The sequence below is a fragment of the Aeromonas sp. 600948 genome (assembly GCF_049174875.1).
GTDB lineage: Bacteria > Pseudomonadota > Gammaproteobacteria > Enterobacterales > Aeromonadaceae > Aeromonas > Aeromonas veronii_A.
On the sequence record NZ_JAAKTY010000001.1, the window covers coordinates 193,044 to 208,637 of the forward strand.

Genomic DNA, 15,594 nt, shown 5'->3' on the forward strand with positions numbered 1-15,594 from the left:
GGTAACCCCGACGAGCAGGCAATCTGCTCATGTAAGCAAAATGTGAATTAAATGTTATTTCTCGACAATTAGACTTTGGGATAAGTGAGCGGCGAGCCGCAGGTCAGGCGCAGGTAGATGAGCGCGGCCGTGGTGGCATCGGCAAGGGCATCGTGGGCGGGCAGGGATGGGAGTTCAAGGTGGCTGCAGATGGCACTCAAATGGAGGTCAATAGCCGCATCGGGATAGCGGCGATAGAGGTGGTCGTGATAGAGCTGGCTCACCTCGATCCCTCGCTGGGGCAGGGTCAATCCCCACAATTTCTGGCAGGCGAGATTGAGAATACGCAGATCGTAGGCTATATGATAGCCCACCAGTTCACGGGGGCCGATAAAGTGAAGCAGCAGGCGCAGCGCGGCTTCCAGCTCCATCCCCTGTTGCAGATCCTGATGGCGCAGACCGTGGATCACCACAGATTGGCTGGTCAGGCTGGCCGGTGGCTGTACTTTGATGGCGAGGGCCTCGCCGGTCAGCAGCCGGTTACCCTGAATGCGCACCGCCCCGATGGAGACGATCTCCGCCTGCTCGGGATCGAGACTGGTGGTCTCGAAATCGAGGGCGACCTGTTCATCTTTCGGTGGGGTGGCAAAGAGCGGCGCGAACTCGCCCGTTCGGAACGTGCGGCCATACCAGTAGCGTCGAGCGCGGCTCAACATGACTATTGTCTCAGACGAAAGTGCAAGGTGAGCCACTGCTGGAATTTCTTCACCTGATGCAGCGCCTGACGCAACAGATCCCGCTCGCTGTGGCTCAGCTCGCTTGTCTGCACCCGACTATTGCCCCCCTTGAGCTGGCTGCGCAGCCTCAGCCGGATAAAGAGCCGAAACGCCTCTGCCAGATTGCTGCCATAGTCGGCACTGAGCCGATCGGCTGCCACCAGCGCATCGATACGCCCCAGGGTTGAGGTCTCCAGAATGCCAGCCTCAAGGGCCAGCATGCGGATACCGTGCACCAGCGGAAACAGGCCGCCCCGCTTCAGATCCAGCCCTTCCGGTGGCTGCTCCAGCCTGCCAAACAGAGTGAGGGGGGCATGAAAGGCCACCGCCGGTCGCACCATCTCCGCCAGCAGATCCCGCCTGTCCGCCAACTGCTCGCGCAGCGCTCTGGCAACAGGCAGATGCAGCTGTCGATCCCCCGCGATGGGGTGAGCATCGGCCAGGGTGGCGAGCCAGAGCAGCTCCTCCTCACTGGCCGTGGTGCAGGCGCTGGCAATGGCGCTTTGCCACTCATCGCCTGTTTTTACCCAGGCCGGATTGTTCACCATTACCTGCCCGGGGCACAGCGGGTAGCCGAGTCGCTCCAGCAGGCCGCTGAATTCGGCCAGATCGGCTGTCTGGGTGGGCCATGTCAGCCCCTCTGGCAGGATCAGGGCGTTGTCCTGATCGGTTTTGAGGATCTGCTCGCCGCGCCCCTCCGAGCCCAGCATCAACAAGCAGACGTTATCCTGCACCTCGGGGGGGATCACCAGCGCAAAGGCTTTGGCGATCAGCTGTTCGTTGATGGTGGCGATCAGCTTCATCAAAAAGGCGGTGTGGATCCCCTGGGCAAACAGTGAGCGGGTCAGTTGTTGCTGTTCGCGGGCGACCGCCTCCAGCGCCGGCAGGCTGTCGGCGCGGGCAATGCGCAGTGTCAGTACGTGGGAGTGGGTCGAGAAGAGCCCCAGCACCTGAGTCAGTTGCAGGATCCCCGCCACCTCGTTGCCACGCCACACCACCAGTCGCTTGATGCGATGGCGGGTCATCAGCAGCAGGGCATCAAACAGATAGCTCTCCAGCGGCAGACCAATCAGCGGGGTAGGGGTCAGCACCGAGAGGGGGGCCGTCAGCGGCAATCCCTTGAGGGTCAGGGCATGGAGCAAGGTCTTGCGGGTTGCCAGCGTGAGGGAGCCATCATGAGCTGGGTAGAGCAGGCAATCGGTCCCCTTGCTCACCATGGCTTCGGTCGCCGCCAGCAGTGACAGCTTGCTGTCGACGATAAGCGGTGGTTGCAGGTGGCCGGGTTCGATGCGGGTCAGGATAAATTCTGCCAGATTCTTCTGGCCCAATTGTTCGCGTTGCTCCTGTTGGCGCTGGCGCTCGGCCAGATTGGCAGTGAAGTAGCTGGCAAACTGCGGATCCTGCTCACAGAGCGCCAGAAAGGTGTGGCGAGGAATGAGCTGGCAGAGGCTATCTTCCAGCGCGGTGAAGCGGTGGCGGCAGCGGCCATCAAACTGGGCGCGCACATCGAACAGGTCATCGACCCCGTAATCACCAAACTGATGGTGAGGAGCAGACTCTTCCACCGCCCCCTTGATGATGAGATAGAGGCCGGGAGGCTCGTCCCCCTCCTTGAGCAGCAGATCCCCGGCCCGAAAATAGCAGAGCGAGAGGTGACGGGATAGCCGTTCGCGCGCCTCCTCATCCAGTCGGTCGAATGGTGGTCTGGCAAAATTGAACAGGGTTGACATGACAGCGTCCTCTGCTGGCTTGCGGCACTCATGCAGCTCCCAGTGTGACAAAGGGAGGGGGAGGCGACCAGCCGACTTTAGTCTCAGCTGTACCGCCTGTTCACACTCTGATAACGTGGTGGTATGACCAGTGAGTCAGTTTCAGGGATCAAGGAGAGGACAAGGGAGATGGAAAAACCAAGGATCAAGTGCGAGATCCACGACGGGATTGCCGAAGTGATGCTGACGCGGGGGGACAAACTCAATGCGCTGGACCGCGCCATGTTCAGCGCCATCGACGAGACGCTGACGCAGCTCGCCCGGCACAAGGGGCTGCGGGCGGTGATCCTGCATGGCGAGGGGCGTGCCTTCTGCGCCGGGCTGGATGTGAAATCCATGCTGAGACAGCCGGTGGCAGCGCTCGATATTCTAAAGCGTGAGGCGGACGAGGCGACCAATCTGGCCCAGCGGGTTGCTTATGGCTGGCACCAGCTGCCTGTGCCGGTGATTGCGGTGACCCAGGGAGTCTGTTTTGGCGGTGGCTTGCAGATTGCGCTCGGGGCCGATTTTCGCTTCAGCACCCCCGATTGCCGCTTCTCGGTGATGGAGATCAAGTGGGGGATCATCCCCGACATGAGTGGCAGCGTCACTATGCGCAATCTGATGGGAGTGGATACCGCCATGGAGCTGGCCATGAGCGGGCGCGAGCTCGATGCCATCGAGGCCAAATCTCTCGGGATGGTGAGCCGGGTCTGCGCCGATCCACTGGTGGAGGCGCGGGAGTTTGCCCGCACCCTGATCACCAAGTCGCCCGATGCGCTGGCGGGGATCAAGCAGCTCTACAGCCAGGCCTGGGCTCGTAGTGACGAGGCGATGCTCAAAGAGGAGACCCGGTTGCAAAAGCAGATCCTGGGGCGACCCAATCAGTGGCGGGCCACCCTTAACAGCCTGTTTCGCTGGCGGCTGTCCTTCGGGCCGCGCCGCAATCCGCTTTGAGATGAGGTGACAGGAAAAAGAAATGGCAGCCGAGGCTGCCATTTTTATTGATGTCTTATGTCGTTCTGGTTCAGGAGGTCTTGCGATCCTGATCCGGCTCGAACTGATGGCCCGATTTCTCCCGCTCCAGGTTCTCTTCGGAGCGTTTGCCCACCCAGTAATCGGCGTTCTTGATGCCGAGCTTCTCCGGGTGGAATACGGGGTCAATACCTTGTGCCTGCTGCGCTTCATAATCCTTCAGACAGGTGAAGGCGGTCTTTTGCAGCAGCAGGATGGCGATGATGTTGAGCCATGCCATCAGGCCGACCCCGATATCCCCCATACCCCACGCCAGATCCGCCGTCTTGACGGTGCCGTAGACAGTGGCAGCCATCAGCGCAATCTTCAGCAAGAAGGTGAGCCAGGGGCGATTAATCTTGCGGTTGATGTAGGCGATGTTGGTTTCGGCGATGTAGTAGTAGGCAACGATGGTGGTGAATGCGAAGAAGAACAGCGCGATAGCCACGAAAATGCTGCCAAAGCCTGGCATCATGCTCTCCATGGCGGTCTGCACATAGCCCGGGCCTGCTGCGATACCGGCAATACCCGTGTAGATAGCAGCGCCGTCCGGCCCTTGTACGTTATAGAGCCCGGTGATCAGCAGCATAAAGCCGGTAGCGGAGCAGACGAACAGAGTGTCGATATAGACGGAGAACGCCTGCACCAGACCCTGCTTGGCCGGGTGACTCACTGCCGCAGCAGAGGAGGCGTGCGGCCCGGTACCCTGACCCGCTTCGTTGGAGTAGACCCCGCGTTTTACCCCCCACATGATGGCCAGACCCAGAATGGCACCGAAACCGGCATCCAGACCGAAGGCGCTCTTCCAGATCAGCAGGAGCACGCCCGGCAGCTGGCCGATATTGAGGGCGATGATGACGCAAGCCACGATGATGTAGCCCAGCGCCATAAAGGGCACTACGGTACTGGCGAAGTTGGCGATACGCTTGACGCCACCGAAGATAATAAAGCCGAGCAGCAGCGCCAGACCGGCGGCAGTGACGTTCGGATCGATATTAAAGGCGGTCTGCAGGCTTGAACCGATGGAGTTGGCCTGCACGCCCGGCAGCAGCACGCCGCAGGCGAAGACGGTAGCGATGGCGAAGGTCCAGGCGTACCACTTCATGCCAAGCCCTTTCTCGATATAGAAGGCCGGGCCGCCGCGGTATTCACCGTTGATCTTCTCTTTGTAAACCTGACCCAGGGTGGACTCCACGAAGGCAGAGCTGGCGCCGAGGAAGGCGACCATCCACATCCAGAACAGGGCGCCCGGGCCACCGAAGGTGATGGCGGTGGCCACACCTGCGATGTTACCGGTACCCACGCGACCTGCCAGGGTCATGGCCAGCGCCTGGAAGGAGGAGACACCGGCATCGGTGCTCTTGCCATCAAACATCAGGCGCACCATCTCTTTGATATGACGCAGTTGCAAAAAACGGGTACGCAGGGAGAAGTAAAGACCGACCCCCAGACACATGTAGATGAGCGCAGGGCTCCAGATTACACCATTGATGGCATTGACGATTTCATTCATGTACAACAACTCCTTTGTTGTGTTTGTGGCGCTGTCTTGGCGAGATCTTGGCCTCGCTCTCTGTCACTGTTTTCGGCCCTGTTTGTTAACAATCCAGTTAACAAATGAGCGCGAGGTTGAGGGGTTAAGCAGAGCGCAAACACGCGCCATGCATGGCTTGTAACATATCGAGTTGTATCGGTGCTTCCCAGCGAAAAATGTTGCCTTGTTGCAAATTTGTGAATTGACAAGGGTGGGGGGATAATGGCAGGCAGCGTTTTCTATGAGTAAAGATGAGATCCTCCTTGTTGATCTGCGCCAGACAATGTGACGGGCGTAACACAATGGAAAGCAAACATGAGGCCAACAATGAAAAATGATCCTGAGACGTTGACGATCCGTCCCCCTGAGGCCGACGACGGGAGCGCCATCGCCCACCTGTTCACCCAATTGGGGTATCCTGCCGAAGGCGCTGACGTGACGGCGCGCCTGTTGGCGCCGGATCCCGCTAGCGTTGTGCTGCTGGCATCTCTGGCCGACAAGGTGGTCGGCGTGCTGGTGTGGCACAAGCTGGCACCGCTGCATGTTGCACCAGCTTGGGGCCTGATCTCGGCGCTGGTTGTCGATGAAGGGGCAAGAGGGGCGGGAGTGGGCGCAGCCTTGCTCAAGGAAGCAGAAGCGATGGCGCGGGCCGCAGGTTGCGCCCAGCTGGAACTCTCCAGCAGTCTCAAGCGCGAGGCGGCCCACCGTTTCTATCTGGCGCAGGATTATCAGGAGCGGCCGAAACGGTTCGTCAAACTGCTGTGACCTGTTGTTTGCATCAAAAGAAGGAGTAGGCGTGCTGGGATGGTTCAAATGGCTGGGTGGTCGCCCGCAAACGCCCATGAGTGAGGATGAGTTGGCACTGTGGCGTCAGGCGCTGGCGGCTGTGCCCATCTTGCAAGGGCTCAGCGACGCCGAGCAGACGACGCTTATCGGGCTGGGGCAACAGCTGCTCAAACGCAAGACCCTGACCCTGATCGGGGTAGAGCTCAGCCCACGCCAACAGGCGGTGCTGGCGCTGCAGGCGGCGTTGCCCATCTTGCACCTCGGCCTTGACTGGTATCGCGGCTTTCACGAAATCATCATCATTCCCGAACCCGTCACCCGGCGCCAGGAGGTGCAGGATGAGTTCGGGCTGGTGAGCGAATTTGAAGAGGAGAACGCCGGCGAATCCTGGCCGCAAGGGCCGCTGGTGCTGGCCTGGAGCGAGCTGCAGCAGGATGGTGACTGGGACGGCTTTAATCTGGTGATCCACGAGCTGGCCCACAAACTCGATATGCTGGGTGGTGAGGCGGACGGTGCGCCGCCGTTGCCGGGGCAGATGAGCAGCCAGCTGTGGCAACAGGCATTTCAGACTGCCTTCGATGCGCTCTGCCAACAACTCGACCGGGACGAAGTGACCGATATCGATCCCTATGCGGCCGAACATCCCGCCGAATTTTTTGCCGTCAGCTGCGAATGTTTCTTTACCGATCCGCTGCGGCTGCAGCAGGTCTATCCCGCGGTATACCGGCAACTGAGCCAGTTCTTTAGCCAGGATCCCGCCCTGCGTTTCCCCGCGACCCGCTTGCTGGCGGGAGAAGCGGACGCCGGGTCACTTAGCTGATAACCGAGCTGTTAAACGGTTATTCAAGATAGCAAAAAGGCACCCGAGGGTGCCTTTTTCACAATCTGAGTGGCTTGCCTATCAGGCTGCGGCTTTCAGCTGTACGGCGGCGGCTTTCTTGTGATCGCCGATCGGCATCACGGTGCGGCCGAACTGCTCGTTGATCACGGTGGCCATAGCCAGGTAGATGGCGCTGGCGCCACAGATGATGCCTTCGAAACCGGCGATGGTGCCGATCAGGGTGCTGCCGGTGAAGTCACGGGCGGCCAGCAGGAAGAACAGCACGGTCAGGGAGGCGAACACGAACTGCTTGACGCGCGGGTAGTTGATGGTGCCAACCAGCATGAACAGGGTGAACATGCCCCACATCAGCAGATACCAACCCATGTAGGCGTGCGGAGTGGCTTCGGCCAGACCCATGGTCGGCATGATCAGCAGGAACACCAGGCTCAGCCAGAACAGGCCGTAGGAGGTGAACGCGGTCACACCGAAGGTGTTGCCACGCTTGTACTCCATGATGCCAGCGATGATCTGGGCGATGCCGCCGTAGCACAGGCCCATGGCCAGGATCATGGCGCTGATGGGGAAGAAACCTGCGTTATGGATGTTCAGCAGGATGGTGGTCATACCGAAACCCATCAGACCCAGAGGGGCAGGGTTGGCCAATTTTTCGCTCACGTGGCGTTCTCCAAAAATAGAGGTGGGGGTTAACAAAAGACGCGCGATTTTAGGCAGGCTGTGGCGCGCCCGCAAGGGGGCAAGGGGGATAAATCGTAAAAAAACTACGTGATTATTTGCATCAGAGGCCAAATGCTCACCAGAACAGGCTGTTTGGTGAGCAAAGGGTGTCAAAATAGTTGAGGTGTTGTATTTTTATTACGCTTTTACGCAGTGCGGCGGCGTCACTGATCCAGTGTCAGGATCACTTTGGCTTCCTTGTCTTCTTCCTTGACCTGGCTGTCGAGCACGAACAGCCGCTCCGGGGCGATCCCCTGGCTGTCGACCAGAAACTCCTTGGTGTTTTGCGCCCGGCGCATGGCGAGATTACGCAGGGATTTGGCGGTGATGAGCTGCTGATCTCGCAGCAGGATCACCGCCTGGGCCCGCAGTGCCGCGCTCTCTTCATCCAGATGGAGCCGATCGGCCAGATCATCCAGATCTTCGCCAAAGCGCTCTTCATAGGCTTGGGCCAGCGCCTCTTGCAGGGCTGAGTCCTGTTCCAGCAGGTCGAGATCCGCCTGATTGCCGGTGAGCTTGGCCAGTACCCGCTCCAGCTTTTGCCGTTGCAGGATGGGGCGCTCCTCGTTGAAGTTGACCTTGCCACGAATGTTCATGCTGAGCTTGGGTCTATCCTTGAGGGCCTGCGCCAGCTTGACCAGTTTCTCCTGCTGGGTGGGGGTGAGGTCGGGCTCCCCCGGCAGGAAGGGGAGTTCGTCGAGATCTTCGGTGCCATCGGCCAGCGAGGCGAGCAGGGAGAAGGGGGAGGTGATCGCCTTGCTCAGTGTGTTGCCCAGCACATCCCAGAAGATATTGCCGATGCTGAAGTCCGGTTGATCGAGATCCCCCTTCACCTTGAGGTTCATCTGTATCACCCCGTTGGCATCACTCAGCAGGGCGATGGCCAGCCCCAGCGGCAGATCCTTGGCCTGATCGCTCTTGATCTTCTCGCCCAGTTGCAGCTTCTTGATGGTGATGTCGTTATCCCCCTCCAGCCGGTTGCCCTCCAGCTTGTAGTGCAGCTTCATGGAGAGCTGCCCCTTGTCGATGGCATAACCGGCATAGGTGCCCGAATAGGGGGTAAAGGTGGTGAGCTCCAGATTGTGGAAAGCGACCGCGATGTCGAGGATCGGGTTGGCGACCAGCAGGTTGGTACCGCCGCGAATGGTCACTGGCGCATAGCGATCCACCTTGCCGTTGAAGGCGAGATCGGAGCGCTGCCCCGGAATATTGCTGATATGGCGACTCTGGCCGCCCAGCGAGGCGATATCGGCCACAAAATCCTGACTCAGACTGCGATCAGCAAAGCGCAGGTTGCCCTGCTCGGTGCGCAGCTGGTCGATGGTGAAACGAAAGTCGGGAGCCTTGCTGCCTGCCTTTGCTTCAGTACTTTTTGCTGCCGCCGGTTGCGGTAACAGCAGCTGTTGCAGGTTGGTGGTGCCATCTTCGTTGATCTCGATGCGAGCGAAGGGCTTGTTCAGGGTAATGTCCTTGATCCGCATCTGCTGGCTGATGCCGTCGTACGTCAGACCGGTGAGAGCCAGGGTGTTGAACTCCAGCAGCCGCTGATTGTCTGCCCGATCGACCACCTTGAGCCCGTTGACATCGAGCCCTCCCTGCAGGGTCAGCTTGCTCAGATCTCCCTGGGCGGTGGTGGCGAGATCAAGGCGGGTCTTGCTGCTCAGCAGCCCGTTTTGCACCTTGATGCGTACCAGATCGGCCAGATAGGGCTGTGCCAGCGTCAGGGGCAGCCCCTGCTGGTTGATGTCGCCGCTTAAGGTGAAAGGAGTCAGGGTCAGTTGGCCATCAAAGGCGAGGGGGCTGCTCTGGTTGAACTGGGTGGCCAGAGTCAGTTTGCTCGGTTGCTCCCCCTTGCTGCCCATTGGCCCCAGCGCCAGCTTGAGGCCGGAGAGCTGGCGTGCCTGCGGTTTGCCGCTGCTCGATTCGGTGAGGGTGAGATCGCCCTTGTCGATAAGGATCTGCTTGATCTGCCACTGCCAGGGTTTGTCTGGCGTATGTTTCTTGCCGTTACCGTCTGTCTTTGCTTGTTGTGCCGACTTGGGCGCCGCATTGTTGGCCACCTCGTTTGCGGCGTGGGCTCCTTTGACGGGCTTGGCGGGGGCCTGTTCAATCAGCAAGTCAGCCAGATCCAGCTCCTGCTGTGGGTTGAGGGTGGCCTTGAGCAGGGGCTGTTGCAGGGTCACCTTGCCGATCTGGAGCGACTGTTTCTGGCCATCGACAGCCAAATCGCTAAGGGCCAGCTGGCCGAAGCGTGCAAATTCGTCGCCCTGGTGTTTTTTAAGCTGCCAGTTGTCCAGGGTCAGCTTGCCTTTGGACAATTGCCACAGCACCCCTTGCTTGCCCTCTTTAAGCTGGTATTCCACCTCTGCATTGGCGTGGCCCTTGGCCAGATCCAGCTTGAGATAGGGTGCCCAGAGCGGGGCGAAGGGTTTCAGGTCGACCTGTTTGAGGCTCGCTTTGCCCTGACCCATGCCGCTCATCACAGCGAGTTTGCCATGAGCGGCGAGGCTGCTTTTGCCGTTGATGGTGGCGCTCAGCTGATAGGCGGTCGGGTGATTTGCCTCGGTGCGCAGGTTATCGAGCTTGAGGGTCACTTTTTCCAGATTGAGGGGCGGCAACCAGCCGGGTTCGCTCTCCTTGCGCTGATCCTGATAGCGCACATGGCCGTCAGTGACATTGACACTTGCAATATCGACCAGCAGCGGGGCGCTGGCTGTTTCGGGCTTGGGGGAGGGGGCAGGGGCGAGCAGGGTCGCCAGCGCATCGGTCAGATTGAGTCGAACCTCCCCTTTTTTGTCTGCCAGCCGTTGCAGCAGCACCACGGGTTTGGTCAGGGTGACGGCGGAAAGCACGACCTCTTTCTGCTGCCAGCTGGCTTGCAGGTCGGGGGTGATAAAGAGCTGCTCTAAACGGATGATGGGCTGCTGTTTGGTATCGAGCAGGGCGGTCGCGCCGAGGGTGAGAGATGGGTTGCGCAGCCCTACGTCAATCTCCCCCAGCGTCAGTTGCAGGCCATAGTGTTCGGCCAGCCAGCCGGGCAGATAGCGCTGGACCAGACGGGGGGTTTGCCACAGCAGCAGGGTGATCAGGATAAGAAGCAGCAGAAAAGCGTAGGCAAGGTAGCGCAGCAAGCGGAGCTTGGGGGACGCGGGCTCAGTGGTGTTCATTTGGTGCACTCCCATTTGGTTCCCACCATGGTACAGAAAAGCTGGATAGTAATCATGGGGTTGCGTGCTGTTGTACGCCGTACTTTGTCCAAAGGCGATCCAGTTCCCCCTTTTGTTGCAGCGCTGCGAGCCACTGTTCCAGCTGGGCAGGGGTAATGGGGGCCTCAGGGTGAAGGATGGCGCGGTGTTGATACTGTTGATCCCATTTTTGCGAGATCAGCAGCAGGTCGGCGGTGTCGGGATGGGCCAGCAGATACTGGTTAAGGTAGGAAACGTTGAGAATGGCTACCTCGCCACGCCCTTTGAGCAGGGCTTGCAGGGCGCTGATGTTGTCCTTGACCAGGGTGATATTGAGCTTGCGCTGCAGGTAGAGGGGATCAGCATTGAACTGGCCGACGCCGTAGTGGTAGCCGGTCACCCCGATAAGATGATGCCGAGAGGGGTCATCGAAAAAGCGCTGATCCCGGCCCGTTTTGTTCAGGGCCACATAGACCTCACCACCACCGAGAAAGGGGGCTGTCATCTTGAATTTATCTGTGTCCCAGCCCCACTTGGTGTCTTCAAACAGCATCAGCGAGAAACGGCCCAGATCGAGCGCCTTGTAACGGTTGGCGGCCGAGGTGGGAACAAACACGAATCTTACCTCGTGCTGGATCTCGTTTAGCTTGGCGATGAGGTCCAGCGTCAGCCCCTCATAGCGGGAATCGGAGAGTTTGACCACAAAGGGGGCATAGGGGTATCCGCCAACCTTGATGAGGGGATGGCTCCAGCCAGAGAGGCTGAACAAGAGCAAAAACCAGCACCAATATCTCATGGGATCCCCAAGGCAATAGCTTGCTCCCAGATTCGGTTAATCTGCGCCAGTTTTCAAGCTGTTAAGGGAATTAACACAGCGCTGTTCGGCGGCTTCCAGCTCGGCCATCACCATCTGGATATCTTCCAGCTGCTGGTGCAGGGCACGGCGCTTTTCCTCGATCAGCTGGATCATGGAGTAGAGCTGGGTTTTGCTCGATTTGTCAGTGTCGTACATATCGAACAGCTCGCGGATCTCGGCCAGGCTAAACCCCAGCCGTTTGCCGCGCAGGGTCAACTTGAGCCGGATCTTGTCCCGATGGCTGTAGATGCGGGTTTGCCCCTCCCGCTGGGGGGTGAGCAGCCCTTCGTCCTCGTAGTAGCGGATGGTGCGCGGCGTAACATCAAACTCGTGGGCCAGCTCCGAGATGCTGTAGGTGACCTCCTTGCCGGGCAGGGAACGGGACATGGTCATGACTCCTGTTGCTGGGCGTGTGGCTGGCAGAGGCGGGCACGCAGCCGTTCGGCATTGGCGTGCAAGGCCTGACCGACCCGCGAGCCGTTGGGGCGAGCGAGCTGCTCGCTGACCCACTGGCCGGTGGCCGCCAGTTTGTCGAGATCCACTCCGGTCGTCATGCCAAGGCCGTGCAGCAGGTAGACCACCTCTTCTGACGCCACATTGCCGGAGGCGCCCGGCGCATAGGGGCAGCCGCCAAGCCCCGCCACCGAGCAGTCGATGGTGCGAATGCCGCGCTCCAGCGCGGGTAGCAGGTTGGCCAACCCCTGGCCGTAGGTGTCGTGAAAATGGACCGCGAGTCGACCCGCCGGGATCTCGTGCAGCACAGCATCCAGCATGGGCGCCACCGTGCCCGGGGTGCCGATGCCTATGGTGTCCCCCAGCGAAATTTCGTGGCAGCCGAGATCCAGCAACTGTTCGGCCATGGCGGCGACCCGTTTCGGGCGGGTCGGGCCATCGAACGGGCAGGCGATGACGGTGGAGAGGTAGCCGCGCACCTTGATGCCGAGGCGGCGCGCCTCCTGCACCAGCGGGGCGAAGCGCACCAGCGACTCCTCCACACTGATGCCAATATTGGCGCGGGTAAAACCGTCGGAGCAGGCGGTGAAGAGGCCAATCTCATCGGCGCGGGCGGCAATGGCTGCCTGCAAGCCTTGCAGATTGGGCACCAGAGCGCAGTAACGGGTTGAGCCCTTGCGCGGCAGTGCCTCGAACAGCGCTGCGGAGTCCGCCATCTGCGGCACTTTTTTGGCAGAGACAAAGGCACCCACCTCGATGCGTTGCAGGCCGCTGTCGGTAAGGCGCTGGATCAGCTCCAGCCGTTGCACCAGGGAGAGGGGCGCAGCTTCATTTTGCAGGCCATCGCGCGGCCCCATCTCCACCAGACTGACCCTGTCGTCACGGACGTCTTGTGATCGGTTCATGGGTGTTCCTCCTGTGAAGCAGTCTCTTCGGCAAAGCGTACCAGTACGGCCCCCTGGCTTACCTGCTCGCCCTGTTTGCACTGCAGGGCTTCAATTACCCCGTCCCGCTCTGCACGCAGTTGGTGTTCCATCTTCATCGCCTCCAGCACCAGCAGGGGCTGCCCCTTGCTGACCGTTTGCCCCTGCTCGATCAGCACGGCTACCACTATGCCGTGCATGGGCGCGATGGCGCCCTGCGCCTTCTCATTTGCCTGCTCATGGTGGTGGCTGTGCTGCCGAGCATCGGCCGCGAAGCGGATGCGCTGGCCCCCCAGGGTCATGATGAAGGCTGCCTCCGGGCCTGCGACCGTCTGAATGGGGATCTGTTGCCAGCAGCCACCCTGCTGCAGCCGGATATGATCGTCACCTCTCTGGTAGCAATGAGTCTCCCCTTGCCACCCAAACTGGCCGCCATGATCGTTAAGGGTCAATACCCGGCGCTCATCACCGATGCGCACTGCCGCCGTCCAGCTGCGAACCGGCCCCAGCCGAAATCCGCAGGCTTGCTGCCAGGGGGAGGTGCCCGCAGGGCGGCTCGCCAGCCAGAGGGCGGCCAGCGGCCAGGCGAGCTCAGGAATGGGCCGTGCTGTGGTGGGTATGGGCCATTGGGTATGGTGGCCCATGGCCAGGACGTCGGGCTCTTCACACAGGCGCAGCAGCAGCGGGCCGTTGTGCACCAGCGGGCCGAGATCCAGTGCCGCCAGCGCATCGGCCAGTTGAGCGAACGCCTCGGCGCGACTCTGGCCGTAGGCGATCAGCTTGGCGATCATGGGATCGTAATAGGGGCTCACCTCATCGCCAGCGGTAACGCCGGTGTCGATGCGCACGCCAACGGGCCAGTGGAGCCAGTGGATAGGCCCGCTGGCAGGCAGAAAACCGGCCGCCACATCCTCAGCGTATAGGCGCGCCTCCACCGCATGGCCGCGCAGCACCACTTCCTCCTGAGTGAGTGGCAGCGGCTTGCCTTCGGCTACGGCCAACTGCCAGGCCACCAGATCCTGCCCGGTCACCGCTTCGGTGACCGGATGCTCTACCTGCAGCCGGGTGTTCATCTCCATAAAGAAGAACTCATCCTTGCAGAGTAGGAACTCGATGGTGCCAGCCCCCTGATAGTGGATGGCCTTGGCTGCGGCCACGGCTGCCTCCCCCATGGCGCGGCGCAGAGCCGGAGGGATGTCGGGGGCGGGCGCCTCTTCGATCACCTTCTGATGGCGTCGCTGCAAGGAGCAGTCCCTATCCCCCAGATAGATGGCGTTGCCGAGGCTATCGGCAAAGACCTGCACCTCAACATGGCGAGCCTGGGGCAGATAGCGCTCCAGCAGCACCAGATCGTTACCAAAGGCGGCCTTGGCTTCCCGTTTGACTGCCGCCAGCGACTCGTCAAAGTCGGCCAGCTGATCGACCCGGCGCATCCCCTTGCCACCGCCGCCACTGGCCGCCTTGATAAGTAGCGGGAAGCCAATCTGGCTCGCCTGATCGCGTAAAAAGTCCGGCCGCTGATCTGTGCCGTGATAGCCGGGCAGCACAGGTACGCCGGCAGCCTGCATCAGCGCCTTGGCGCCCGATTTGTCGCCCATGGCGAGAATGGCGGCGCCGCTTGGGCCGACAAAGCGCAGGCCGCGCTGTTCGCAGGCGGTGGCAAAATCGCTGTTTTCCGACAGAAAACCGTAACCGGGATGGATGGCATCGGCGTGCGCCTCTTTGGCAATCTTCAGCACCTTGCCGGTGTCGAGATAACTCTCTCTGGCCGGTGCGGGCCCCAGATGCCAGGCCTCATCGGCCAGACGGGTGTGCATGGCGTGAGCGTCGGCATCGGAGTAGAGGGCGATGGTGTGAATGCCGAGGCGTTTCGCCGTTTTGATGATGCGCACCGCAATCTCGCCGCGATTGGCGATCAGCAGACGTTTAATCGGGGTGTGATAGTTCATGTCTCATCCTTGAAACGGGGACGCCAAGCGGGAGGACGTTTGTCGAAGAAGGCCTGCATTCCCTCCTGTGCTTCGAGTCCCACCCGAACCCGGGCGATGGTCTCGACGGTTTTCTCTTCGTGCAGGCGGGAAGGATGGGCTTCTATCGCCGCCAGCAGCCGTTTGGTCTCTTTCATTGCCTCCGGCCCGTTGCGGCACAGACGAAGGGCCTGCGCCCGTCCCTCCGCCAGCAGTTGATCCGGTTGGCAGAGTTGGTGTGCCACATTGAGCCGACAGGCGGTAATGGCATCGAACGGCTCGGCACTGAGCATGTAGCGGCGCGCCTGACGCATTCCCATGGTGCGCACCACGTAGGGGCTGATCACCGCAGGCACTAGCCCGAGGCTGACCTCTGAGAGGCAGAAGCGCGCATCATCGCTGGCCAGCACCAGATCGCAGGCACAGATCAGCCCCAGCGCCCCGCCATAGGCAGCCCCTTGTACCAGTGCCACCGTAGGGAAGGGGAGTTCGTCGAGGGTCTGCATCAGCCGCGCCAATACCCGGGCGTCTTCGCGATTGTGCTCAAAATCGGCGTGAGCCAGATTGCGCATCCAGTTGAGATCGGCACCCGCGCAAAAGTGTTTGCCCTCTGCCCGCAGCAGCAGGGCGTGGGGGCGTTCGGCAAGATCATGACCATGGAGATGGGCCAGATCATCGAGGCAGTCGAGCAGCCCCAGCATCAGGTCGGCATCAAAGGCGTTGTGGCGGGCCGGGCGCGACAGCACCAGCTCGGCCAGCGGGCCGTGCCGCTCCAGCCGAAACGGGTTCTGGGAGGAAGTAAGTGGATCTGACAT

At 60.8% G+C, this 15,594-nt stretch carries 13 protein-coding genes; 3 read left to right on the top strand and 10 right to left on the bottom strand.

Annotated elements, in window-relative coordinates:
* Positions 1–68: 68 nt before the first annotated feature.
* Entirely contained in the window at positions 69–695 is a 627-nt protein-coding gene (locus G5182_RS00780; protein WP_227340689.1) for a 3'-5' exonuclease, read from the bottom strand.
* Positions 696–697: 2 nt separating this feature from the next.
* The gene (locus G5182_RS00785) at positions 698–2,485 is read right to left on the bottom strand and encodes a putative nucleotidyltransferase substrate binding domain-containing protein (RefSeq protein ID WP_227340688.1); all 1,788 of its coding nucleotides are present in this window, start codon (positions 2,483–2,485) and stop codon (positions 698–700) included.
* A 168-nt stretch (positions 2,486–2,653) separates the two neighbouring features.
* On the opposite strand from G5182_RS00785, the gene G5182_RS00790 reads away from it, so the two are divergent.
* The gene (locus G5182_RS00790) at positions 2,654–3,460 is read left to right on the top strand and encodes a crotonase/enoyl-CoA hydratase family protein (RefSeq protein ID WP_201933353.1); all 807 of its coding nucleotides are present in this window, start codon (positions 2,654–2,656) and stop codon (positions 3,458–3,460) included.
* Between the two features lie 70 nt (positions 3,461–3,530).
* Here the strand turns inward: G5182_RS00790 and G5182_RS00795 are convergent, their stop codons facing one another.
* A complete protein-coding gene (locus G5182_RS00795) occupies positions 3,531–5,030 on the bottom strand; it encodes an alanine/glycine:cation symporter family protein (protein ID WP_421254075.1) in 1,500 nt (499 codons plus the stop codon).
* Positions 5,031–5,378: 348 nt separating this feature from the next.
* Here G5182_RS00795 and G5182_RS00800 point away from each other — a divergent pair, with 348 nt between their 5' ends.
* Both G5182_RS00800 and G5182_RS00805 read left to right on the top strand, forming a co-directional pair.
* Positions 5,379–5,816 carry a GNAT family N-acetyltransferase gene (locus G5182_RS00800; protein ID WP_164536694.1) on the top strand — a complete coding sequence of 146 codons (438 nt, stop codon included), beginning with the start codon at positions 5,379–5,381 and terminating at the stop codon, positions 5,814–5,816.
* 76 nt (positions 5,817–5,892) lie between these two features.
* Positions 5,893–6,657 (top strand): zinc-dependent peptidase, encoded by a 765-nt coding sequence (locus G5182_RS00805; protein WP_421254138.1) that lies wholly within the window; start codon positions 5,893–5,895, stop codon positions 6,655–6,657.
* 81 nt (positions 6,658–6,738) lie between these two features.
* Here G5182_RS00805 and G5182_RS00810 read toward each other — a convergent pair whose 3' ends face one another.
* From G5182_RS00810 to G5182_RS00840, 7 genes are all read right to left on the bottom strand, one after another.
* Positions 6,739–7,335 carry an acetate uptake transporter gene (locus G5182_RS00810; protein ID WP_421254076.1) on the bottom strand — a complete coding sequence of 199 codons (597 nt, stop codon included), beginning with the start codon at positions 7,333–7,335 and terminating at the stop codon, positions 6,739–6,741.
* Between the two features lie 224 nt (positions 7,336–7,559).
* Positions 7,560–10,562, bottom strand: coding sequence for a DUF748 domain-containing protein (locus tag G5182_RS00815; RefSeq protein WP_421254077.1), 3,003 nt, complete (start codon positions 10,560–10,562; stop codon positions 7,560–7,562).
* A gap of 52 nt (positions 10,563–10,614) precedes the next feature.
* Positions 10,615–11,376: a substrate-binding periplasmic protein gene (locus G5182_RS00820; protein WP_421254078.1), complete on the bottom strand. Its 762-nt coding sequence runs from the start codon at positions 11,374–11,376 to the stop codon at positions 10,615–10,617.
* 36 nt (positions 11,377–11,412) lie between these two features.
* Complete coding sequence (locus G5182_RS00825) at positions 11,413–11,823, bottom strand: MerR family transcriptional regulator (RefSeq protein WP_421254079.1); 411 nt, start codon at positions 11,821–11,823, stop codon at positions 11,413–11,415.
* Between the two features lie 2 nt (positions 11,824–11,825).
* Positions 11,826–12,794 (bottom strand): hydroxymethylglutaryl-CoA lyase, encoded by a 969-nt coding sequence (locus tag G5182_RS00830; RefSeq protein ID WP_421254080.1) that lies wholly within the window; start codon positions 12,792–12,794, stop codon positions 11,826–11,828.
* Positions 12,791–14,761 (bottom strand): biotin carboxylase N-terminal domain-containing protein, encoded by a 1,971-nt coding sequence (locus G5182_RS00835; protein ID WP_421254081.1) that lies wholly within the window; start codon positions 14,759–14,761, stop codon positions 12,791–12,793. The genes G5182_RS00830 and G5182_RS00835 overlap by 4 nt, the downstream gene beginning before the upstream one ends.
* The gene (locus tag G5182_RS00840) at positions 14,758–15,594 is read right to left on the bottom strand and encodes an enoyl-CoA hydratase-related protein (protein ID WP_236290234.1); all 837 of its coding nucleotides are present in this window, start codon (positions 15,592–15,594) and stop codon (positions 14,758–14,760) included. The genes G5182_RS00835 and G5182_RS00840 overlap by 4 nt, the downstream gene beginning before the upstream one ends.